The organism is Lewinella sp. IMCC34191, assembly GCF_003390935.1.
In the GTDB taxonomy this organism is placed as follows: domain Bacteria; phylum Bacteroidota; class Bacteroidia; order Chitinophagales; family Saprospiraceae; genus Neolewinella.
The window spans coordinates 74,238-97,183 of the sequence record NZ_QNQZ01000014.1 but is presented as its reverse complement, the minus strand read 5'-3'; the positions used below and the strand labels follow the sequence as shown (position 1 = coordinate 97,183).

Genomic DNA, 22,946 nt, shown 5'->3' with positions numbered 1-22,946 from the left:
ATCCCAGGCTGACAAAGAAATCGTGCAGCTCAACGGCGGTGGATTTACGCACGAGTTGCAGAATAAAGGCAACGGTCCGCCGGAAGGTCAGCGGACTGGAGCGGGTAAACCGTCGGTGGGGCTCCACAATGTACTTCTGGCGAGCCTCTGCGTTGAGATCGGAGAAGGCACGTAGAAAGGAGAGGAAGCGGGTCAGGGCGCGGGTCATCCGTCTAAGATCAGGAGAAACCTAATGTTGTGAAATAACTTAGCTTAATGGCCGTAAACACCGCCTACCACGCACAGCCGCCGGTTTAGCTTATGGGTGCTATCAATGCTTTAAAAACGGTCTCAATGAATTTCGACACCCGAAAAGTGTGCCGGTGCAGGCGGCCGTCGGGTAGGCAATCGTTGGCGGAGATGCCAGCACCAAACATCATAGTAGCAATCCAAACTAGTAGGTAGCATATTCAGAAAGCTATCGCCCCAATCTCTACAGATTTGCAAAATGAAACCCGTGAAAGTCACTCGACGTGAACTTTGATTGTCCTTTACACATTCCAATTGAAGCCAAACAATATAAGCATTGGACGATGCTATAAGTTACGGTAAAAGGGGATCAGATCAAGCATTCTAGATCTTGCAGGAGATTCTACTATCAAGTCTTTTATCACAAACAGTAACTATGTTATACTCTATTGCCATATTCTCGATATTAGGTGCCATCAATTACTATGTATTTGAAAAGGCAGTTAAAAAACAAATTATAAGCGAAGAATTTCTGCGGAAGGAAAATTTTTCGTTTTTATACCTTTTGCCTGTTACCGGCATATCTGTATTCATTTGCTATTTCTGTAACGTGCCTTATGAAGGGATTAGCCTTCTAATCAATCTGCCCTTAATGTTTGCATTAATAGATAGCTATAGTAAAATAGCTTTGAAATAGCTATTAACAATAGCTTCTATCTAATACTTCCCTAATCTGTATAGGCATAAATTTATATATTTAAAAATCGGCTCGCTTAAGGTAATTTAAACGTTACGAAGTTTTTAGACAGAGCCATTCCTACCTTGTCGGACTTTAGTGGCCGCGGAATTTTGATTGATATTAGCCACAGATGAAGGAACAAACTACCGCGAGTCATTCCGTGGTCGGCCACAGCAAAGCTGGCTGGCATTACCGAGCCCGCAGTTACAAAGTAGATAATTAAAAGGCACCATCCGCCAACACTGCGCCAACAATATTAAGTTAAGGCGCCGCCTTGTTTTTCTCATCCCTAGCCAGGGCCCGTTTTCCAGCTATACCAGCCTGCCTTATTTTCATTGATTCGGTGTGAACACACCCCTGGCCCGCCCTCGTTGTACGAGGGCTACTGTGACGGTAGATATGCGGGTGTTTATACTGCTTTTCTATAATTTTTTTAGCTGCGCTGCTGCCTCCGGCGGTCGTGGATATGCCGGTTATTCATCCGCATTATTTTTCGCTCCCGTGCCCGGTTACGATCCGGACGGTAGGGCTCGGTGTAGCGGGGCATCAGTTCCAATAAGACGAGCATTTTCCTTCGCCAGGTAGCCGGGCCGTCCAGGTAGATGTGGTAGAGAAAACGCTGCAGCATCCCGGCCGTCACGTTCCGGTTGATGCGGTAGGCGTACTCGCGGTGGGCGGTGGCTTGTCTTACCTTCTCTTCACTGGCGGCGACCAGGACGCTCTGCTGGTTGTAGAAGGCGAAGCTGGCCCAGAGATCCTGTTCCACCCCGGGCTGGGTGTAGGCCGAGATCAGCGTTAGCTGCAGGAAGGATTTGAGGGTGAAGATGGCCGTTTCCACGCCCCACCGTTTGCCGTACAGCCACTTGAAGACACCGTGGGGGTAGCGCCGCCGATCGGTCAGGGAGGTCAGGAGCACCTCCACGGTTCCGTCCTCCAGCTCTACGCGCACTAACCGTACCCGGAACGGTGAGTTCCGTCCGGGTCGGAGTCCCAGTTCTTTAAGTTTGTTATACCCCCGCCCGGTACGGAGCCGGCTGGTTACGATGCACTCTTTATCAGCACTTTGTACAAAGTCCTTGACCAGGGTCGACCCACCGTCCGTCTTCATGCGAATGACGTAATCGGAGCCCCGGCGGTCGTGTAGGTACGCCAGGGCAAAACTGGCGTAGAGGCGATCGTAGAGGTATACCGCGTCCCTATCGGCCCCGGGCACCAACTGGTAAGCATGGGCGATCTCGGAGCTGTTTTGGGTGTGGAAAGTGATGTCGTTGATGATTACGAGCATCCCCAACCAGTTTCTACGGACTTCTTCTGGTACTACCAAGGAGAATTTACCCGGATCGCAGTTATCGAAAAGGACGGCAGTATTGAAATCATTTCCCCGATGGGCTTGACGGAGTTGATGTCCATAAAGGATTAGAGCGGAGAGGTAAGTTGATATTCGGTCACGGCGCCGGATCCAGCCCGGGGTAACTGATCTCACCATGGTCGTTATGCGTATCGTACTTCCGGGCTATGGGGAAGGTTCTACGAATCAATTTCAAAGCGATCTACGCTGACGGAAAACAGAAATAGCTTCCGCTGTTTTCGTAAGAATACTTCATTTTAGCGGTGAAGTTGGCGTTCCACGTAAAAGCAAAAAAAGAGATGGACAATCCGGAAATCAAGGAAATCCAGGCCAGGCTAGAAGGCGGAATGCTTGACTACATCGATGCCGCCCAGCCCGAATACGACCAAAGGGACGTAGCGACCTGTATGCAGTTGCTTTCTCGCTACCTCAACGAAATGGAAAATGCGGAATCGAGGGAGGAGGCGATGCGGGTGGTTGAAAGGACGGTTTTGGCGTTGAACGACCTGAATGAAAAATGCGCGTATGCGTTGATCGAGACCGATCAGCGAGAAGACATCGCGGAGATCATCATTCTTGCCGGCCACTTCAAAGGCTTCAACGCACGGGAAGAAGACATCACGGAGGAGTGGAGGGACTGGTAGGGTAGTCTTACACCGCAGTTGTACGGGTTCCGTTACCTTATCACCCGGGATGAGCAGAACAGCTCTGCCCGCCCATTTCAGTCACATGACTAACCGCCACAGCCCGCGTGCAAAACCCCACCCAAACCAAAGCCCAACTCCACGAAGCCTGCCAGGCCGACGTAGCCCGCCGCATCGCCACCGTCCGAAACATCCTGGCCGGTATCCATGCCTCCCGGGAAAGCGAGACGAAGAGCAGCGTCGGCGATAAGTACGAAACCGGTCGGGCCATGCTGCACCGGGAGGAAGCGCAGGCCGGTCACCAGTTGCAACAGGCAATGGAAGCACAGCGGGAGCTGGATACGCTGGAGCCGGACAGGCAAAGTGATCGCGTACGCAAGGGCAGCCTGGTCGTCACGACCCGCGGGCGGTATTACCTGGCCGTCGGACTGGGCAAGGTGAAGCTGGACGGGGAGGTTTTCTACTGCATATCCGCCGGCTCGCCGATCGGGCAGGAGTTGCTAAACCGTGGGGTGGGGGAGGAGATCGTTTTTAATGGGGGGAGTCAGAGGATTTTAGAAATTTATTAGGCTTAACTCGGTCGCCTTGACCAATTTTCGGAGCGTAGGAAATACTACCTTGCGGAGACCGATGGTATACAGTATTCGCTTATTAATACAAGGTTCCCCTAACCCTGAATTTTAAAACCCATTTTCACTTTGGATATTTTCAGACAAGTTACCGCCAATAACATCACGCTAAAAGAATACCCCTTCTGGAAAGAGTTGGCGATGGAAGCATATCTGTTGGAAAATGAAGATATACTTATCCTCGATAAAGATAATTTTAACGACGTAACCGTCTTGGATGCTGAAATTGCATTAAAGGCTGGCCGCAAGAGCGGAGATGGAAGAATTGACATTCTCGCTAAATACGGCGGGGAGTACCTCGCAATCGTGGAGCTAAAATTAAACGAAATCAATGAGTCCACGCTGTTGCAACTCCAAGACTATCTCAATCAGCGGGAGCAAATAGTCCAGATGGGGGATTACTGGAGCGAGGATACCGCGCCCAAATGGGTAGGCGTCTTGATTGGGAATTCGATCAGCCCCGAACTGCAGGAAAAATTGAGAAACGGATATGAATATTTGGGGATACCCATAGCGGGTATGATTGTCAGAAGGTTTAGGAGTGAAGAGAATGAAATATTCGTGGTATCGGACACCTTCTTTTCATATCGGTACTCGAATAAGGATTATTCGAAATTCATATTTAATGGAGAAGAGTATAACAAAGGAAGACTAGTCAATGCAGCGGTAGGGTACTATGTAGATATGAATCCATTAATTTCCTTCGCCGAGCTGAAGGAAGCCTTCCCTCGCAAATTACAGGGAAGCTTGGGGGTATTCGATACAATAGAGACCGCAGAAGATATCTATCAGCGGTGGGGACACAAACGACATTATATAAAGCCCGAAGAAGTCATAAAGCTCAAGGATAGCTCCATAGCGACTTGTACACAATGGAATCCGACGAACATCCATGCTTTTATCAATAGAGCAAGGGATCTGGGACTTCGTATAGAATTTAAGTAAAATTGACGTTCCGCTAAATCAGTTAGCGCCGCGAATCCTTACCGAAGCAGTGATTCCAACGTGCTACGGATTGTAAGATCCCCAAACCGTCCGAGACATTCATTAAATCCTGCGCACCGCCGCCAAACACGATTCGGCCAGTGTGTACGCTGGCGGGTTTGTGCGGTCCATAGCCCCATACCTATGTTGATGGGGACGTTTGGCAAACTGTACCCCTTCCCTCGCGGACCGTCCATTTACTTTTGGTGCCGATATTTAAGCGGCAGTTGGCTGATGACTGGTATCTACATGACTCTAACTGTACACCGCCAACGCCAAAATGGATAAATTGAGCAAGCAACCTGGGCGGCAGGCAGACGGAATCCCCATCCATCCCACGCAAACGATTGCGTAAAACTTGTACCTTGGGCTTCCCCGGCACGTATGCCGAAAAACCAATCGATCAGCTATGAAATGGACACTTTCGACCCTCACCCTGTTCTTGCTCCCCCTTTTGGGCGTCGGAGCGCAGGATTTAATGCTTAACGACCTCGAATACTTCGAAACCCAGGGCGTGAACGTCCTGGTCTACAGTAATGAATTCACCGGGGGATTCAACGACGAGAAGAACGCCGGTATAGAAATCATTCACCACGGCGTCCGTACCGCCCAGGGTGGGGCGGTGCGCCTCTCCAATACACCGGAGCAATGGGACCTGGTGCCCAATATTACCACCCGTACGATAGACTCCGTTGCCGGAACCATCGAAGCAACGCTGCGCTACGACGACTACGATTTCGAATCGCGGGTCATCGTCACCCCGAAGGGAAAGGGCGTGGAGATATCCGTTTACCTCGATGAGCCACTTCCTGCAGAACTGGAAGGAGACGCCGGGTTTAACCTCGAGTTCCTGCCCTCCAAGTACTGGAATAAGGTCTATACGATGGACGGCCGCCTCAACCGCTTCCCCCGCTACGTGGTCGGCGACACCAGAACGCGGCCCAACAGCGAGAAGCTTAAGCAATTTAAGGGCTACGTGACCCACGACGACCGGGGTACCGGCTCCTACGTCGAGCCGCTCCCCCTGGAAACCGGCCGGACCATCCTGCTGGCCCCCGACGATCCCGAGCGGATGGTCAAGATCACCTCGGAGGATACGGACCTGATGCTTTTCGACGGACGCATCCTGGCGCAGAACGGCTGGTTCGTCGTCCGCAGCGTCCTGCCCGCCGGCGAAACCGGAAAGGTATTGACCTGGCTTGTCGAGCCCAATGCCATCGACGGCTGGGTACGGGAACCCAACGTGGGGCTCTCGCAGGTCGGCTACCTGCCGACGCAACCCAAGGTCTCCGTCATCGAACTGGATAAGGCCGACGAGCCCCTCGCCGAAGCCTCTTTGTACAAAATAGAGGAAGACGGCACCACCACCGAGGCCTTCAACGGCCCCATCGATCCCTGGGGTGACTACTTCAAGTACCATTACGTGAAGTTCGATTTCTCGGAGGTCACCACCCCCGGCATCTACTACATTCAATACGGTGACGTCAAGACCAACAACTTCCTCATCGACGAGAGCGTCTACGACCAGATCACGGACGCCACCAGCGACATCTGGATTCCCATCCACATGAACCATATGTTCGTCAACGAGGGCTACCGGGTCTGGCACGGGGAACCCTTCAAGGAGGGCTACCGGCAGGCACCGCCGAATACCGACCACTTCGATATTCACGCACAGGGTCCGACCACCGACACCGACTACGAAGCCCTGGAGCTCATCCCCGGCCTCAACGTTGGCGGTTTCTTCGACGCCGGCGACTTCGACATCGAGACGGGAGCCAACCTCGGCGTGGTGGAAAACTTCGCCCAGACCTGGGAGTATTTCGCCCCCGAACGCGACCGCACCTTCGTGGACGAAGAGCAGCGCTACGTCGACCTCCACCGTCCCGACGGTAAGCCCGACGTGCTGCAGTTCCTCGAGCACGGTACGCTGAACCTGGTGGCCCAGGCCGAGATCATCGGGCACATGGCGTTGACCCTGACGAACTCCGTACTCGACAACTACCACCACCTCGGCGACGCAGCTTCCATCACCGACGGCCTACCCTACAATCCGGAACTGGGACCTTACGAGGTAGCCGAGGACGGTAAGTCCAGCGGAGTAAAGGACGATATGTGGGCCTTCACCAGCCGTAGCCCCCGCCGCGACCTGCGGGCAGCCACCACCTTCGCCGCGGCCAGCCGTGCGCTGAAGGGCTACAATGACGAGCTATCCGAGCGGGCCCTCGCCCAGTCGAAGCGGCTCCTTGCCGAGGCCACCGAGCTGATCGCCAACGAGCCGGAGGATGCTCCCGAGCGCCGCTGGGGCGCGGGTGCGGACGTCTCCACCAACCTGCAATTGTACAAGTCGACCGGCGAGCAGGAGTACGCCGATAAATTCCTGGAGCTCCTCTGGCCGGCCCTCGACCAGATGCTCACCTGGAACATCCTGACCGCCCTGCACGCGATCCCCGACATGGATGAAGCCTACAAGGAGAAACTGCGTCCCTACGTGGTCAAGTACAAAGACTACATCGATGAACTCGAGGACGATAATCCCTACGGTGTACCCATCACCCTCCGCAACTGGGCCGGCGCCGGCCAGATCGTCAACTTCGGCACCACCATCTGCTTCGCCAATAAGTACTACCCCGAAGTCATCAGCGCCGACAATGCCTTCAAGGTCACCGGCTGGCTCTACGGCAACCACCCCTATCACAACTACTCGCTGGTAGCCACCCTGGGCGCTACCCGCCCGAAGGAAGTCTTCTACGGCAACAACCGCGCCGATTTCTCCTTCATTCCCGGCAACGTCGCCCCCGGCCTCCTCTTCCGCCAACCCGACCACTTTGAGAACTACGACGACTGGCCCTTCCTCTGGGGCCAGAACGAAGGCACCATCGGTGGCAACACCGCCTACCTGATCTTCGGCTCGGCCTTTAAGAATATGGTGGAATAGGGGTAACGCCCCCTGGCCCACCCAGCGCTAGCTGGTCTGCCCGGGGGGCGGGGTGGCTCCTCCGCGGAATCCCCCGCTGCGGCAGCAGCGATCAGCGCAATAAAATATCTGCGCCCACGTCCGCGCCCTCTGCGGTGAGACAAAACCGCCCCTACGCGCCCCGGAGCCCCCCTCCGGCTAGAAAACCTCGACCCTGGACCCGCGGTGTGCGAGTGTATTTGCAGTCCCCCTGTAAATGCCTCCGCTTCCTACGCGGCTCTGCAAAAAAAGAGCGCCAACGAGCATACAAACTTATGGGATTGATCTCCCACCCCGGCCCGCGGGCGGACGAATTCCGCTTTGCTGCATTCGGCAGACCGCTAAAGCTCCTTACCCTGCACCGCCGCCAACTTCTCCATCAGCTCCTCCGAGCGGAACGGCTTAGCCAGATAGTCATCCATATCCGCTTCCAGGCAGCGCTCCCGGTCCCCCGCCATGGCGTGGGCGGTCATGGCAATGATCGGCGTACGGGCCGAGCCCGTATTCCGCTCGTTCTCCCGGATGATCCGGGTCGCCTCGTACCCATTGACCTCGGGCATCTGGACGTCCATCAGGATGGCGAAGTAGTTGCCGGTGCGGGCCCGCTCGATGGCCTCTTTTCCGTTGGAGGCCACGTCGTAGGTATACCCGAACACGCGCAGGTAGCGACCGGCGATGAGGGCATTGGGCTCGAAGTCCTCCACCAATAGCACCCGCTTCCGCTGCCCGGCGTAAAAGTTCCGGGCCGGCCCCGCTACGTCGGGCGGTGTTACCTCATCGACCTTCGCAACATCCAGAGCCAGGGGGACGCAGAGAGAGAAAGTAGATCCTTCCCCCGGGGTGCTCTCGACCGTGATCGTACCGCCCATGGCTTCCACCAGTTTCTTGGTGATGGACAGTCCGAGGCCGGTGCCCCCGAATTTGCGGGTGATGCTGCTGTCCGCCTGCGTGAACTTCTGGAAGATGGTCTGGATCTTGGAAGTCTCGATACCAATGCCGGTGTCCCTGACGGAGATGGTAACGTTCTGCGTATGCGCTAGCCCGGAGGGTTCACAGCTGAGGTGGATAGCCACCTCCCCGGTGTGGGTGAACTTGAGGGCGTTGCTACAGAGGTTGAGGATAACCTGCCGCAACCGCGTCGGGTCGCCCACTACCATATCGTGACAATCGTAGTGACCGAAAGAGGAAAACTTGAGCCCCTTCTGCTCGGACCGGATCGTCATCATATCGACAATGTCCGTCACCAGCTGACCGATGCTGAAAGGCACCATTTCCAACTCGATCTGCCGGGCCTCGATTTTGGACAGGTCGAGCAGGTCGTTGATCAGGGCCATTAGGCTGTCGGCGGAGGTTTGGAGGGTGCCGACCAACTCGGACTGCGACCGGGTCAGGGTCTCCTGCGTGCTCAGGATGTTGGAAATGCCGATGACCACGTTCATCGGCGTGCGGATCTCGTGGCTCATGTTGGCCAGGAATTCCGACTTCGCCACGTTGGCGGCCTCCGCCTGGTTGCGGGCCTGGATCAACTGCTCCTCGGCCTGCAGTTTCACGACGGCGTTCTGCTGCCGCTCGATCACGATGCCGGCTGTGCGGGAGATGATCTCCGCCAGCTGTATCTTATGGGGTGAAGGATTCGTCGGCTGGTGAAAGTAGAGCGCGAAGGTGCCCAGGACCTGCCCCCCGGTACTGAAGATCGGCGCAGACCAGCAGGATTGCAGTCCGTGTTCCATGGCCAGTTGGCGACCGGGATTGTCCCAGGCCGGATCCGTAGCAATATCGTAGGCGGCATACACCTCGCCCGACCAGGCGGCCGTACCACAGGAGCCTATTTGCGGACCCACCGGTATCCCGTTACAAGCTTCGAGGTAGGCCGGCGGAAGACTAGGGCCGGCACCCGCCAGGAGCGACCGGCCATCGGTACTGAGCAGCATGATCGAGGCCTGCACGCCCAGACTGGCGTTCTCCTCCATGGTACGCAGCAGCAGCTCGAGGATGTCCGAAAGCGGCTCCCCATTGACGGACATCTCCAGCGCCCGTTTCTGTCCCTCCGTGACGGCTTGCAGCCGCCGCGACTGGGTGACATCGGTAGCCACGCAGTAGATTACCTGCTCGCCCGGGTCGCTTCGGATCTTCCAGCTTAGCCAGTGGTAATTGTCATCCTGGCCGATATAGCGGTTCTCAAACTGCTGGCACGGGTCGCTGTTGAGCGCCTGCTTGAATAGCGCTTCGGTCTTGTCCCGGTCCTGTGGGTGCGTAAAACGCGTCCAGGGTTGCCCGACCATCTCGTCAGGCTTCCAGCCCAGTATCGTCTCGAAGGCGTTGTTCACTTCCAGGAAGCGACCGGTGAAATCCAGCTTAACCAGTATATCGGTGGCCAGTCCGAAAAACTGGTTCCGATCCCTTTCCATCCGGACCCGCTCCGTAACGTCCTCCACGCGGTGCAGGATGTAGCAGATATTGCCGTGCTCATCGAATATGGGTCGGTTGAGCGGTTTCCAGAACCTTTCCTCGAAGCCCCATTCGCGCACCAGGTCGTACTTGTGCTCCGGCATTTCGTGGACCTTCCGGTGGGTGAGTACGTAATGCAGCGAGTTGGTGAGTCGCTCCTGCCCGTTATCCCCACCCTCGGCCGGATTCGGCGGAAAGGCCTCGAAGAGGGGGCGGCCGACCAAGTCCTCCTTGCGGGTATTGGTAACCTCGGTATAGGCCTCGTTGGCGGTAAGGATGGTAAAGCGTGGCGCGTCGGGCTTCAAAAGCAAAAAGGGGCTCGGAGCCGCCATGAAAATGGCCTCGTATGCAATGTCCGGTTCGGAAGAATCACTTTTCACGAGACAAAATTCTTACCCGACCACCCGGTACGACGAGGGTCCGGAAAATGGCAAAATCGATTAACCCGGCAAAGATATACTGTGCAGGTATCCAAAAATCCGATGGGCTAGTTAAAAAATTAACCCGGAGAGCCGCCTATAGTTGTGGTAACGCTGTAATACGGCTGCTCACCCGAAGGAGTAGCGAAACAGGCAGCCTAGTAAGTAAATAAGAGGAAAGCAAAGCAGGCAGAGTAACACAATCAGAGGGTTCGGCTTGGGGGAAGGCATGGCGGTGGGCAATTAGTCCGTCCTCCCCAGGGAAGTTAGGGATTTCGGGTGATATATCCCCTGATTACCCCGATTTAGATACCGTTACAGTCTATTTTGTTGGCGATCCGATGGCCCACCTGAGTTTGTCCGCGAGTTCGGCCGAGCTAAAGGGCTTGGCGAGGTAATCGTCCATACCGGCTTCCAGGCAATGATCGCGGTCGTCGGCCAGACCGTGGGCGGTCATGGCGATGATGGTCACGCGGTTCACCTTGTGCGCCCTTTCATATGCGCGGATGCGCCGGGTAGCCTCAAATCCGTCGAGCTCGGGCATCTGCACGTCCATCAGGATAACGGCATATTCGCCGCTCTTTGCTCGTTCCACGGCTTGGGTACCGTTCACCGCAACGTCAAAAGGGTAGCCGAAGATGCGGAGGTAACGGGTGGTGATAATCGCGTTGGGCTCGAAGTCTTCCACGACAAGCACGCGCCGGATTTCTTTCTTAACGGGCTGTACCTCATCCTCGCCGGGCCGTGTCGGGATCGCGGACACGGCCGCGCCGGCATCCTTCAGCAGCGGGACCCGCAGGGTGAAGGTGGACCCGGCTCCCGGTACGCTCTCCACCGAGAGTTTGCCGTCCATTAATTGGGCCAGTTGCCGGCTGATGAATAACCCCAGCCCCGTTCCCCCGAACTTTCGGTTTATGCTGCTATCGGCCTGCGTGAACTTCTGAAAGATGGTCTTCAACTTCTTCTGCTCGATGCCGATTCCGGTGTCGCTAACCGCGATCGTCACCTCGTCCTGATCCTCCCGCTCCCCGCTTTCCCGGCTCACGCGTACCGACACCTTGCCGGACTCCGTAAACTTAATCGCGTTGCTGCATAGGTTCAGGATAATCTGCCGCAGACGGGACGGATCGCCAATGAAGCGCCCCTCCAGGTTCTTCCGCCCGCTAAGTTCGAAGGTGAGCCCCTTACTCTCCGCCCGGGGGCGCATCATATCCGCTACGTCCTCCAGCAATTGCTCCATCCGGAAAGGAACCCGCTCCAGTTCGATGCCGTGCGCCTCGATCTTGGATATATTCAGCAGGTCGTCGATCAATTCCAGCAGCCCGTTTGCACTGTTCTTAAGGGTATGAACGAGTTCCTCTTGGTCCGGCGTAAGGCTTTCGTGCTGCCCCAGCAGGTTGGCAACGCCCACGACGACGTTCATCGGAGTTCGGATCTCGTGGCTCATATTGGCCAGGAACTCCGATTTGGCCAGGTTCGCGGCCTGTGCCTCGTTGCGGGCCTTGATGATCTGGCGTTGGGTTTTGCGCCGGATGTTCAGGTTTTGCTCCCGTTCGATCACGATGCCGGCGGTGCGGGAAATGATGCCGACCAGCTGCTTTTCGTTCTTCGTCGGTTTACGCGGCTGGTCGTAGTACAGCGCGAAGGTGCCAAACACCTCCCCCGTGCTGGACAGGATGGGCGTAGACCAGCAGGCGTACAGTTTATGCTTGAGCGCCAGCTCCCGGAAATCTTCCCAGTGCGGATCGGTGGCGATATTCTCCGCCACGTACATCTCACCGGTAGCGGCAGCCGTACCGCAGGATCCCTCGCCGATACCGATCTTCATTCCGTGTATGGCATCGTTGTAGCTGGCGGGCAGGCTCGGTGCCGCCCCGGTAAGCAGGTGCTGGCCGTCGTCGCTGAGCAACAGAATGGAGGCCCGGACGCCACTGGTCACGTTCTCTTCCATAGCGAGGGTCAGGCGCTGCAGAATGGAGGGCAACAAAGCACCCTGCATGGACAGTTCCATGGCCCGCTTTTGCCCGTCGGCGATGGATCGCAGACGCCGGGACTGCGTGACGTCGCCCGCCGCGCAGTACACCGTTCGCTCTTCGGGAAAGGGTAAGGCGTTCCAGCTGAGCCAGCGATAACTGCCATCCTTGCAGCGATAGCGGTTTTCGAACTGCCGAATCTCCTGGCCGTCCAGGAGTAAGGCGAACACCTTCTCCGAAATCGGCAGGTCTTCGGGATGGACCAACTCACTCCACGGCATGGCCATCATTTCTTCCGCCGTCCAGCCCAGTACGACTTCGCAGCGATCGCTTACGTGGCTGAAGTTCCCTTCGAAATCCGCCTTCGCCATTACGTCGCTGGCCACGATAGCGTACCGTTGGCGTTCCGTTTCCGCTATCCGTTGCTCCGTTTGCTCGTCGATCATGAACAGGATGTATTCCAGTTCGCCCTCGTCGTTCAGGACCGGTGAATTTCGCGGTCGCCAAAAGCGCCGCGCGCAGTCCGAGCTAAGGTCCGGGTGCACGTACAGGTGATGCTGCAGCACCGGCATCCTGTGCTCTTCTTTCAATTCGATGACCCGCATCAGCGAGCGCCCCAGGCTTTCGATCGCGGCGGCCAGCTCCTCGTCCGGTTCTCGGGGGAAGCAGTCCAGCAGGCCCTGACCGATCAGCTGCTCGGGATCGTCGGTGGTAAAATCCGTGTAAGCCGTGTTTACCGCCCGGATCGTAAAGTGCGGCGGGTTGGGTTCCAGCAGCATGCATGGGGTAGGAGCCGCCATAAAAATGGATCGGTAGATGTCAGGGGCAGCGGTACGACCGGTTATCATGGCTTTTGCGGGGTGTATGTCCGGCAAGTCGTGGCAAACTATTGTTTAGGATCGCTTGCCAATAGGATACGTTGCGCGGGATTCGTTGTTTGAACTGCGAAAGCGGGTCATAGGTGCGGACACCGGTCGGCTAAAGCCGGATTGGTATGCCCCGGGTCCTTTCTGAGGTGGTCCGCCCGACAGAAATAGAGGCTCGACCTTTGGGCGGCGGGGCGCAGGATATAAACCCTGTTCAAATGGGGGAGCAGAAACATCGGTCCGTTACACCGGTTCTCCCGCAAAGCCCCCACGCGCATGGATTTTTCGGAGATGATATATCAGGATTGGGCTGGGCTGGCGCGCACCCTCATCGTCGGTACGGTTGGTTACGTATTCATGGTGTTTGCCCTGCGCATATCCGGCAACCGGACCCTTGCCAAGCTGAACGCCTTCGACCTGGCCGTTTCCGTGGCATTCGGATCCGTTTTCGCCTCCATGCTGCTCTCCGAAGGCGTCGCCCTGGTGGAGGGTATCCTGGCCATCAGCCTGTTGTGTTTTCTTCAGTTCTTACTGGCCTATTTTTCCGTCCGCTCCAACAAATTCGCCAGCCTGGTTCGTTCGGAGCCGGTGATCCTCGTGCGCCGGGGGAAAATTCAGCCCCAGGCCATTTACGAAGCGCGGCTCACCAAACGGGAGCTCTTCGCCATTGCCCGTTCCCACGGCCACCACGATCTGAAGGACATCGATCTGATCATCCTGGAATCCGACGGTGGCTTTTCGGTCATCAGCAAAAAGAAGGGCGAGGATCAAAGTGACGACGAGGAATCGGACGACGACGACAATCCCCTACCCACCCAATCATAAGCCAGGCCTGGCGGGCAATTTACTCTTCCAGGGCCAGCCGGGCGTACATCGGAAAGTGATCCGAACCAAAGGCCTCCAGCCGGTCCAGTTCGACGACGGAGAAGCGGGGACTGACGAAGAAGTGATCCAGCGGCCACCGCATCACCCACGATTGCGCATCGAACGAATTGTATAGCCCGCGCCCGATCCGCACGTTGGCAAGCTGACCCTTATCCTGGAACAGGCGGGCGGTATGCGACCAGCTTACGTCGTTGTAATCGCCGGCCACCACTACGGGCAGGGATTCGTCCGCCAGCATTTCGGCCAGTTTCCCGAAGGCAACCTCCTTTTCCCCCTGGTTATCGGGATATTTCTTACTGGGAACGGGGGCCACCGGGTGCATGCCATGGAAGCGGAAACGTTCCCCCGACGGCAGGCTTACCGTAGCGTGAAAGGATGGGACGTCCGGGAGATTAAAGAATTTTGTCTCCGCTTCCGAGAGCGGATACTTGGAATAAAGGGCCATTCCGTACGCATTATCCGTCGGGTAAGTCATGCTATGTTGGTAGCGGTCGGCGAGAGGCTGTAGCTGGGTCATCCACCAGTCGTCGACTTCCATGACCAGCAGCATGTCGGGGTCCCGCTCCCTGACGATCTCTAGGAAGTCCTGCGCCTTCCGGTTGGTGATCAAAACGTTGGCGAGCATGATACCTACGGTTCGCCCCTCATCCACGGAGCCGGCTTCCCGGTCGGTGACCTGCTTCTTGCCGATCAGGTAGGGGAGCACGTCGTAGGATTGAATAGCGATAGTAGCTACCAGTCCGAGCGTGAGAGCGATCGCCGGTGCCCGCCATTTGCGGTTCAGTGCGACGAATAACATCAGGCTGATCACGGCGACGATCAGGTACTGCGTCCGCGGAAAATCCAGCACCTTGGTGTACCAATAGGATACATCGTAGATGAGCGAGGCGAGACTGAGCAGGGTCACCACGGTGGCCACCAGGATGATCAGGTAAAAGACGATGTTGCGGAGCACGGACATACTGCATCAACCGGCGGAATGGGGCCTTGTTCCTCCATTGAACAGGAAGGGGGTCGGTTGCATTCTCTTCATTCACCCCCCTGTATGATCCACCGTATCCGGCATAGCAACTATCTCCGCCTCTTCTGGGGGGTGATGGCGGCCGGATTGCTCAACCTGAGCGTGGATGCACCGGATATGTTCGCCCACCACGTGCCGGAGGACCTGACGCACAACGACCAGGAATCCATCATCGAGCTGATCGTTGAAATGGGGCTCGGCTTTGAAGATGCCTTCGCCGAATACGACGATGACGACAGGAAAGAGAAACTCGGCAACGGGCCGGCCAAGGTGATCGCTCTGCTGACGGGTAAGCTCGATGTCGTCCTGCATCCGCCCCTCCCGACGCCCGGGCACCGGGGCTATCCGCCGTACGCGGACCGGCAGTCGGCGGGTCACCACCGTATCGACGCTCCCCCGCCGCGGGCCTGATTTGTTTTTGCACGCCTTTTCCGTTCCGATCCCGCTGGGTCGGCGGATACTTCCGTATCTCAAACAAATCAACATGTACTTTAAATTCATGCTCCCGTTAGCCCTTGCGCTGACACTATCCTTCCGTTCCTCCGCCCAAACCGATAATGCCATACAGGACAGCCTGTACCTACAGGAGGTGGAAGACGAACTACCCCCCAAGGTGCTCCACGCGGAACCCCTCTACATCGATCTGATCCGTGACCTGGGTGCCCGAAAAGGGGAAAGGGAATGGAACCTCGGCTTCGGGCTCACCGACAATCTGGATTTCGATACCTACGAGGCCCTCATCGAATACGAGTGGGCTCCGGTCAATCGGCTGGGGCTGGAGGTCGAGCTCCCCTTTACCTTCTATTCCCCGGTCAACGGTACCGAAGGGGCGAATGTCCCCGCCAACCGGCTGGAAAGCATCAAGGTAGCGGCCCAGTGGTCCTTTTTCGTCAACGAGCGAATGGCCACCTCCATGGCCGTCGGTTACATCAACGAATTCGAGCTGTCCGACTTCGGTCAATTCGGCAAGCCCCTGATAACCGGTAACGTCTACAATCCTTTCCTGGTCGTAGCTAAACGCTGGGGCAGCAACTGGCATACGCTGGTTTACACCGGCCCCCAGGTACAACAGCACTACGCTACCGATGAGTGGCACACCACCTACGATATCAACAGTAACCTCCATTACATGATCCCGGGGACGCGCAACTTCATCGGGGTAGAATTCAATAAAACCCTCGACCACGGCGACTTCGATATGACCCTGCGGCCGCAGATGCGCCTGGGCATCGCGGATAACCTGATGATCGGCATCGTAGCCGGCATCCCACTCTACCGAGAAAACGAGCGCTTCAGCTCCTTCGTCCGGCTGATCTGGGAGCCGGGCGCGTCGGGTTCGGAGGGCAGGCACTAAACGGCCGATTCCTGAACGGAATGGAACATTGAGCGCAGCACCCGGCGGAGCTTCGGCTTGGCCGGGTGCTTATTGTTCGGCAGTAGAAATTTAACACCGATAGCGAGAAATAGAAGGCTTAACATCCTTATCTTCCTCGTGGGCTATTACCCGATCACCCGGCTTTATGCCGTATTAGACACTGTCGACATGCACAAACCAAGCTATTTTTGCCTGGCCATTCTGTGGCTGGGCCTCAGCCATTCCGCTTACGGACAAGCCTGCGATGACCCGGTCAGCTGGGAGGATTTCTTACTCTACTTTTTTCAGGCGGAAGAATTCACGGCGGGTATCGACGATGATCGCTGCGTATTCGTCCCGGAGTATATTCAGTTTGATGGACTTCCATTTCAAATCCGGCCAAGCTTTGTCGCCATCCTCGAATACGAAGGAGAGGGTGCGCCCGGCCAGATCCGCGTTGAAAATGGATCGGAAACCTACCTCCTAAATGAAGACGGGGGTTCAGTGCCCATCCCCCGGGGAACAAACAAGATCACCATCATGCCCATTCGGGCGGGTACCGCGACCATCACCATCGGGCAAAATCAGGGAAACGGATTCTTGTTTCCTCGATTCATTAAGGAATTTACCGTGCTGGAGAGCAACCTACCGGTCACCTGGACTCAACCGCTCGTGTATACCCAATCCAACGAGACGGTGACCTTCACCTTTAGTGTCGCCGACCAGCGCGACGTAGCCGGTTACTTCCTTGAACGGCAGGCGGGAAAAGAATCCGAGCCGGTTCAGCCAATAGCTTACATCGAAAATGGATCCGATGAGGTCATCTACCGCACCGCGATCCCCGCTCCGGCCACCGACGGCTACTACCGCATCCGGCAAACGGATTTCGACGGTACTTCAAGCTACAGCAATACCGTCTCCGTTCCCGGCTCGGGCGATCCATCCTTTCGGTTATTCCCCAATCCCGCGGATGATTACGTGCAATTCGCCAATATTCCGAAGCAGGTGGATCGCATCGAGATCCGCAGCGTGACAGGTCGGCTGGTCCGCGAAATCGTTACTGACGACACGTTGCCCGATCGCATTCCCGTCGGCGAACTACGGGCGGGAGTGTATCTGGTTAGTTTCCTCGGCGGTACGGATGTCCGCTTTACGGAGCGTTTGATGGTGCGATAAGGCCTCCCTGGAGTGAGATGCTCATCATGAAAATCCAGGTTCGAGCGCACCCCGCACCCCGAAACTCGCCCCCGAAGCACCCCCCGTCTCCCAACCAGCTCTTTACCTGCGCTCCGCCGCAAAAAAAAACTACTTAAGCAAGCCGACCCAATTCCCCTCCTTCGTATGCCATTAATATATTGGATTCGGAAGCGGGCGTTGCTACGCTGCTTGAGGTATTGTCGCTGCGCGAGTGCACGGGTGCACACGGATTATTACAGCTTTAGGGCACGGATTTCTCTTGGGTCGCTGCGCGACGAGTCAACCGCAGAGTCGCTGAGGGACGCGGAGTTACGCTGAGGGTTTGAACACAGATGGCACTGCGTGCTGCACCAAGTTACCACAGCGCCACGGCATCATCTACGACAATAACTCAACTTCGCCTCTGCGCTCTCCGTGTCCTCTGCGGTAAAAAAAACGAGCCGCAGGCGAGCGACCCCATAAAAATCCGTGTGTAATCCGTGCCCTACATCCGCGTAATCCGTGTTGAGAAAAACGAGCCGCAGGCGAGCTACCAAGAGAAGCCAATTACTAATTGGGAAATATCGGGCCGTCGGGCGAGCAGAGCCATGCGGTAGCCCAATCGTAGATCGTAAATCAGAAATCGTAAATCTTCATGTCCGACAAATACACCACCATCCACTACCACAATTACCTGGAACTGGACGCCCTCCTCAGCCTTCAAAAGGAGCGCAGTAAGGCGGTGGGGGAGTCGGCCCACGACGAGACGCTGTTCATCATCATGCACCAGGTGTGCGAGCTGTGGTTCAAGCAGATCCTGACGGAGCTGGACTCGGTGCTATTGCTATTCCGGGAGGAGCGGGTGCGGGAGGATAATATGCATACGGTGCTATTGCGACTGCGGCGGGTGAGCGTGATCATCGACCTGCTGATCGAGCAGGTGAAGGTGATGGAGACGATGACGCCGCTCGATTTCCTCGACTTCCGCGATTACCTCTTTCCCGCCTCCGGCTTCCAGAGCGTACAGTTTCGGCTGATCGAAACAACGCTGGGACTGCGCGAGGAGGACCGGCTGACCTACCACGGTAAATCCTACAAAACGGTCTTCACCGAGGAGCAGCAGGATCGCCTGGATACGGTGGAGCAAGGGGGCAGCCTTTTCGAGCTGGTGGAGCGGTGGCTGGAACGGACGCCCTTTCTGCAGTTTGGCGACTTCGATTTTCTGTCCAACTACAAAGAGGCCGTAGAGCGCATGATCGCCCGTGATCAGCAGCACATCCGCGACAGCGAACTCAGCCCCGAAATGAAGGAGATGCGGCTACGGGTGCTGGGTGATACCACCACCTACTTCCGCCATGTGCTCGACCGGGCGGAACACGAACGGATGATCGAACAGGGCGAAGCCCGCCTGAGCTACGACGCCACCATCGCGGCGCTGCTGATCAATTTGTACCGCGACCAGCCCATCCTCAACATTCCTTTCCAGCTGCTGACGGAGCTGATGATCATCGACGAAGCCCTGACGACCTGGCGCTACCGCCACGCCCAGATGGTGATGCGGATGATCGGTAACAAGATCGGTACCGGCGGGTCGTCGGGCCACAATTACCTGGCGCAGACGGCCGAGCGGCACAAGATCTTTCGCGACCTGCACAACATCAGTTCGCTGCTCATCCCGCGGTCCGCCCTTCCCGCATTACCGGAAGAATTGGCCCGCGGGCTGGGGTTCTACTTTCGGGGCCGCTAGCGGCTCATCTGTCCACCGGCATTCCCGACGTGGAAACGCGTACCGGAGACTACCATGATGGTATCGTCGGGGTGGCCCGGATTGACGAATACGAGGTAAAGATCGTGCGAACCCTCGCCGGCATCGGTCGGCATCTCGATGGGGATCTCCAGCATAGTGGGGGCGAAGGAGAACTCCTCACTCGGCTCCAGCACTTTTGACTCACCGATCAGGGTCCCGTCGGGAGCGTCGAGGCGCAGTTCGATCTTACCCCCTACGGCATTGGCGCGCGGTTTGGGGGCCGTAGCGGCTACGGTCATCCCGGTGACGCCGCTCAGGTCTACGTCCCGCAGCATCATGTAGGCCCCGTCGCCGCCGGCGATGGAGATGCGATTCTCGCCCATCGTGTAGGGTTGGATCTTATCGGTTTCATCGTAGGTATGTACGCCTACGTTGCTATTACGCAGGACCAGCACGTCTTCGGACATCAGCGAACCGAGGCCGGGTGCACCTTTATCGGAGTAGGCGGCCCGGAGGAAGTACACGCCCTGACCGGGATCACCCTCCGGTAGTTCCGGGGTGTAGGTGCCGGCGAGGGGAAGTTTCTCCCCGTCGTCACCGGTGTCGAGGGCCAGGATGTAGTCGACCATCATGGTCGCCTGGTCTTCGTCTAGATCGGGGTGAGCTGACATCACGTTCTCGCCCCACACGCCGCCGCCGCCCTGGATGATCTTGCCTACCAGGTAATCGCGGGCACCGGACTCCCCGGCGTAGCGGGCGGCAACTGCTTTGTAGGTAGGTCCGACCGACTCCTTCTCGATGGCATGACAGCTAATACAGTCGTTCTCATTGATGAGGCTCTCACCCTGCATGGCCATCGCTCCGGCGTCGGCTCCGCGCTGATTGCGGGCTACTTCCACCTGGTCGTAGCCTTCGGCGAGGTAGTCCATCGTAAGGGCCACCTGCCCTTCGTCGATGCCCTGTCCGAGGCTACCGTCCTCGGCGTCCTCCACTTCCACGGTGTAGCGGATGGGCTCACCGGGGGTGAAGAAGCTGCGGTTGGCGCCGGCCAGGTCGAGGCGTACGTCGGGGACGGCGTTACCGGCCGCGATTTGCACGCTGGATTTGGACTCGCCGCCCTGACCGTCGGAGACGACCAGCTGGGCGGTGTAGCTACCGGGCTCGTCGAGATCGAGGGTTACGTCCTTGTCGTCGAAGGTTTTGCTGTATCCTTTGTCACTCGTTACGGTCCATTGGTAGTCGAGCTCGTCGTTATCCGGGTCCTCTACGTCTTCGGCGGTCAGGTTGACCTGGAGCGGGAGTACCCCGCCGGTGTTGTCGGCTACGGCCGTGGCCTGGGGCAGACGGTTACCGCCGTTGTATTCGATGCGTACCAGTCGGGCGTCGGGGTTCTGGCTGAACCAGCCGGAGCCGTACTCGAGCATGTACAGGTCGCCGTTGTCGGCAAACTGCATGTCCATCGGGTTGCTGAATTTATAGTTGGGCATGAAGCGCTCGATGTGCTCGATGTCACCCTCCTCGTCCATGGTCACGGCCAGGATCCAGCCGCGCATCCAGTCGTAGGCGAAGAACTTGCCGTCGTAGTATTCGGGGAAGGCCCCTTCGGCGCCGCTGAAATCCTCGCTGTAGAATACGGGTCCGGCCATGGCATTCCGCGCGCCGCTGCCCACGATGGGGAAGTCGGGCGAGCTGCCGTAGGGGTACCAGATGAAGGCCTTTTGGGCGGCGGGCAGTTCTTCCAGTCCGGTGTTGTTGGGACTGCGGTTGACGGGTACTTCCGCGTCCCACTTCTCCCCGGAGGTTTGGGAAGCGAAGTCGTAGCGGTTGTAGGCCTTATTGTCGCCTACGAAGTGCGGCCAGCCGAAGTTGCCGGGCTTCCGCGCCTGACCCACCTCGTCGTGGCCGGCGGGGCCCCGGTCGGGATTCGCCTCGCGGGCGTCGGGGCCGACGTCCCCCCAGTACACGTAGCCGGTGTGGTTGTCCACGTAGATCCGGAAGGGATTCCGGTGGCCCATGGTGTAGATCTCCGGGCGGGTCTTATCCGTACCCTCGGGGAAGAGGTTACCCTCCGGGATGGTGTACCCACCGTCGTCCTGGGGGGTGATGCGCAGGATCTTGCCGCGCAGGTCGTTGGTGTTGGCGGATGACTTCTGCGCGTCCCAGGGGTAGCGGCCGGGCCGTTCGTCGCTGGGGCTGTAGCCGCTGGAGGCGTGGGGGTTGGTATTGTCGCCCGTGCTCAGGTACAGATTCCCTTCGCCGTCGAAGGCAATGGAACCACCGGTGTGGCAGCATTCCAGCCGCTGCACCGGTACGGTAATCATTTCGATTTTGGAGTCCAGGTCCAGCTCGTCGCCGTTCATGGTGAAGCGCGACAGGATATTGGCCGACGTATCCGGGTCGGAGTAGTACAGGTAGATGAACTGGTTATCGGCAAAGTCAGGGTCTTTGTTAAGGCCCAGCAGACCGTCCTCGGCCGTGGAAGTCTCGCCCGTTGCGCTGGTGTATACCGTGCTGACGGGGATGCTGGCGATGGTAGTCAGCTCGCCGGTGCTATTCTTATATAGCTTGACGTCGCCCTTGCGCTCGATGAAGAGGACACGGTCCTCGTCCAGCACCGTCAGCTCCATGGGTTCGTTCAGGTTTTCGGCGAGTACCACCTTGGCGAAGCGATTCTCCTCCGGCCGGGCGTTGTTGTAGTCGAGTGGTTGGGGGTCTTCGCCACCGGTGGCGTAGTTGATACCGGCGTAGAGGTGATCCAGGAACATTTGGTCGGCGAAGGCCTCGTCGGTGTGTCCCAGGGCGGTGTAGAAAGCCCGTCCGCCGTCGAAGTCGTGGTACCAGCTCATCGGGTGAAAATCGGAATTTTTACCGCCGACGTAGGTGGATTCATCGATCGTCAGTACCGGCTGGATGGCGTCGTTGATCTCCTTAAAGTTGTAGAATTCGTCCGTCCACTCGAATTCGGCGGGCATCATCGCGGTCGCCCAGCTGGTGGTATCGACCACTTCCATGCGACCCGTTTGCACGTTGCTGGGGTCACTCGGGTGATCCAGGAAGCGGGCACCGGCCAGCTCTCCGTACCAGGGCCATCCGTACTCGGTGTCGGTGGCCGAGTGAATACCGACGTAGCCGCCCCCGGCCTGAATGTAGCGTTCGAAGGCTTCCTGCTGCTCGGGGTTCAGGACGTCGCCGGTGGTATTCAGGAAGACCACGGCGCGGTACTTATCCAGTTCGCGCTGGGTGAAAACGTCCGCGTCCTCGGTGATCTCGACGGTCATGCCTTTCTCTTCCGCCATTTTCTTCAGGGCTTCCTGCCCGGCCTCGATGGAGGCGTGGCGGAAGCCTTCGGTCTTACTGAAGACGAGGAGGCTGGTTTCCTGCGGTTCGCTGCTGCAGGCCTGGATCAGAAGAATTAGGAGCGCGCCGAGGAGGGAGAGAAGGGGACGTTGGGGCATGATCAAAATCGATTGTGTAGGCTAACGAAGATACGGATCAACGGTTTATTGTCTTTCGTAAAAGACAATAGGGT

General features: G+C 57.3%; 15 protein-coding genes. 9 read left to right on the top strand and 6 right to left on the bottom strand.

The window, feature by feature from the left end; translation table 11 throughout:
• The coding region (locus tag DRW39_RS20510; RefSeq protein WP_157976272.1) for a hypothetical protein at positions 1–208 on the bottom strand (208 nt) is incomplete at its 3' end.
• 1,192 nt (positions 209–1,400) lie between these two features.
• A complete protein-coding gene (locus DRW39_RS20500; RefSeq protein WP_157976271.1) occupies positions 1,401–2,252 on the bottom strand; it encodes a transposase in 852 nt (283 codons plus the stop codon).
• 362 nt (positions 2,253–2,614) lie between these two features.
• Between DRW39_RS20500 and DRW39_RS20495 the strand changes: the two genes are divergently transcribed.
• The 4 genes from DRW39_RS20495 to DRW39_RS20480 all read left to right on the top strand — a co-directional run bounded on the left by DRW39_RS20495 (position 2,615) and on the right by DRW39_RS20480 (position 7,510).
• Positions 2,615–2,959 carry a hypothetical protein gene (locus tag DRW39_RS20495; RefSeq protein ID WP_157976270.1) on the top strand — a complete coding sequence of 115 codons (345 nt, stop codon included), beginning with the start codon at positions 2,615–2,617 and terminating at the stop codon, positions 2,957–2,959.
• Between the two features lie 107 nt (positions 2,960–3,066).
• The gene (locus DRW39_RS20490) at positions 3,067–3,528 is read left to right on the top strand and encodes a 3-oxoacyl-ACP synthase (protein WP_116108957.1); all 462 of its coding nucleotides are present in this window, start codon (positions 3,067–3,069) and stop codon (positions 3,526–3,528) included.
• A 129-nt stretch (positions 3,529–3,657) separates the two neighbouring features.
• Positions 3,658–4,533: a hypothetical protein gene (locus tag DRW39_RS20485; RefSeq protein WP_116108956.1), complete on the top strand. Its 876-nt coding sequence runs from the start codon at positions 3,658–3,660 to the stop codon at positions 4,531–4,533.
• 448 nt (positions 4,534–4,981) lie between these two features.
• A complete protein-coding gene (locus DRW39_RS20480; protein ID WP_116108955.1) occupies positions 4,982–7,510 on the top strand; it encodes a cellulase N-terminal Ig-like domain-containing protein in 2,529 nt (842 codons plus the stop codon).
• 359 nt (positions 7,511–7,869) lie between these two features.
• Here DRW39_RS20480 and DRW39_RS20475 read toward each other — a convergent pair whose 3' ends face one another.
• Together DRW39_RS20475 and DRW39_RS20470 are read right to left on the bottom strand one after the other, a co-directional pair.
• Positions 7,870–10,356, bottom strand: a complete 2,487-nt coding sequence (locus DRW39_RS20475) for an ATP-binding protein (protein ID WP_116108954.1) — start codon at positions 10,354–10,356, stop codon at positions 7,870–7,872.
• Positions 10,357–10,717: 361 nt separating this feature from the next.
• The gene (locus DRW39_RS20470) at positions 10,718–13,147 is read right to left on the bottom strand and encodes an ATP-binding protein (RefSeq protein WP_198664968.1); all 2,430 of its coding nucleotides are present in this window, start codon (positions 13,145–13,147) and stop codon (positions 10,718–10,720) included.
• Between the two features lie 378 nt (positions 13,148–13,525).
• On the opposite strand from DRW39_RS20470, the gene DRW39_RS20465 reads away from it, so the two are divergent.
• Positions 13,526–14,059, top strand: coding sequence for a DUF421 domain-containing protein (locus DRW39_RS20465; protein ID WP_198664967.1), 534 nt, complete (start codon positions 13,526–13,528; stop codon positions 14,057–14,059).
• Between the two features lie 19 nt (positions 14,060–14,078).
• Here the strand turns inward: DRW39_RS20465 and DRW39_RS20460 are convergent, their stop codons facing one another.
• On the bottom strand, positions 14,079–15,080 hold the full coding sequence (locus tag DRW39_RS20460; RefSeq protein WP_116108951.1) for an endonuclease/exonuclease/phosphatase family protein: 1,002 nt from the start codon (positions 15,078–15,080) through the stop codon (positions 14,079–14,081).
• An 84-nt stretch (positions 15,081–15,164) separates the two neighbouring features.
• Here DRW39_RS20460 and DRW39_RS20455 point away from each other — a divergent pair, with 84 nt between their 5' ends.
• The 4 genes from DRW39_RS20455 to DRW39_RS20440 all read left to right on the top strand — a co-directional run bounded on the left by DRW39_RS20455 (position 15,165) and on the right by DRW39_RS20440 (position 19,417).
• A complete protein-coding gene (locus tag DRW39_RS20455; protein ID WP_116108950.1) occupies positions 15,165–15,551 on the top strand; it encodes a hypothetical protein in 387 nt (128 codons plus the stop codon).
• 73 nt (positions 15,552–15,624) lie between these two features.
• A complete protein-coding gene (locus tag DRW39_RS20450; protein ID WP_116108966.1) occupies positions 15,625–16,494 on the top strand; it encodes an HAEPLYID family protein in 870 nt (289 codons plus the stop codon).
• 189 nt (positions 16,495–16,683) lie between these two features.
• Positions 16,684–17,670, top strand: coding sequence for a T9SS type A sorting domain-containing protein (locus DRW39_RS20445; protein WP_157976268.1), 987 nt, complete (start codon positions 16,684–16,686; stop codon positions 17,668–17,670).
• 655 nt (positions 17,671–18,325) lie between these two features.
• Positions 18,326–19,417, top strand: a complete 1,092-nt coding sequence (locus DRW39_RS20440; RefSeq protein WP_116108948.1) for a tryptophan 2,3-dioxygenase family protein — start codon at positions 18,326–18,328, stop codon at positions 19,415–19,417.
• On the opposite strand, the gene DRW39_RS20435 is transcribed toward DRW39_RS20440, so the two are convergent.
• The gene (locus tag DRW39_RS20435; RefSeq protein ID WP_116108947.1) at positions 19,414–22,872 is read right to left on the bottom strand and encodes a ThuA domain-containing protein; all 3,459 of its coding nucleotides are present in this window, start codon (positions 22,870–22,872) and stop codon (positions 19,414–19,416) included. The two genes, DRW39_RS20440 and DRW39_RS20435, sit on opposite strands and share 4 nt — an antisense overlap.
• Between the last annotated feature and the right edge of the window lie 74 nt (positions 22,873–22,946).

What these genes read in the sequence shown, in the direction of transcription:
- DRW39_RS20455 (WP_116108950.1), top strand. Translation starts at nt 15,165, where the DNA reads ATGATCCACCGTATCCGGCATAGCAACTATCTCCGCCTCTTCTGGGGG.
- DRW39_RS20495 (WP_157976270.1), top strand. Translation starts at nt 2,615, where the DNA reads ATGGACAATCCGGAAATCAAGGAAATCCAGGCCAGGCTAGAAGGCGGA.
- DRW39_RS20465 (WP_198664967.1), top strand. Translation starts at nt 13,526, where the DNA reads ATGATATATCAGGATTGGGCTGGGCTGGCGCGCACCCTCATCGTCGGT.
- DRW39_RS20435 (WP_116108947.1), bottom strand. Translation starts at nt 22,872, where the DNA reads ATGCCCCAACGTCCCCTTCTCTCCCTCCTCGGCGCGCTCCTAATTCTT.
- DRW39_RS20470 (WP_198664968.1), bottom strand. Translation starts at nt 13,147, where the DNA reads ATGCTGCTGGAACCCAACCCGCCGCACTTTACGATCCGGGCGGTAAAC.
- DRW39_RS20460 (WP_116108951.1), bottom strand. Translation starts at nt 15,080, where the DNA reads ATGTCCGTGCTCCGCAACATCGTCTTTTACCTGATCATCCTGGTGGCC.
- DRW39_RS20450 (WP_116108966.1), top strand. Translation starts at nt 15,625, where the DNA reads ATGTACTTTAAATTCATGCTCCCGTTAGCCCTTGCGCTGACACTATCC.
- DRW39_RS20440 (WP_116108948.1), top strand. Translation starts at nt 18,326, where the DNA reads ATGTCCGACAAATACACCACCATCCACTACCACAATTACCTGGAACTG.
- DRW39_RS20480 (WP_116108955.1), top strand. Translation starts at nt 4,982, where the DNA reads ATGAAATGGACACTTTCGACCCTCACCCTGTTCTTGCTCCCCCTTTTG.
- DRW39_RS20445 (WP_157976268.1), top strand. Translation starts at nt 16,684, where the DNA reads ATGCACAAACCAAGCTATTTTTGCCTGGCCATTCTGTGGCTGGGCCTC.
- DRW39_RS20500 (WP_157976271.1), bottom strand. Translation starts at nt 2,252, where the DNA reads ATGCTCGTAATCATCAACGACATCACTTTCCACACCCAAAACAGCTCC.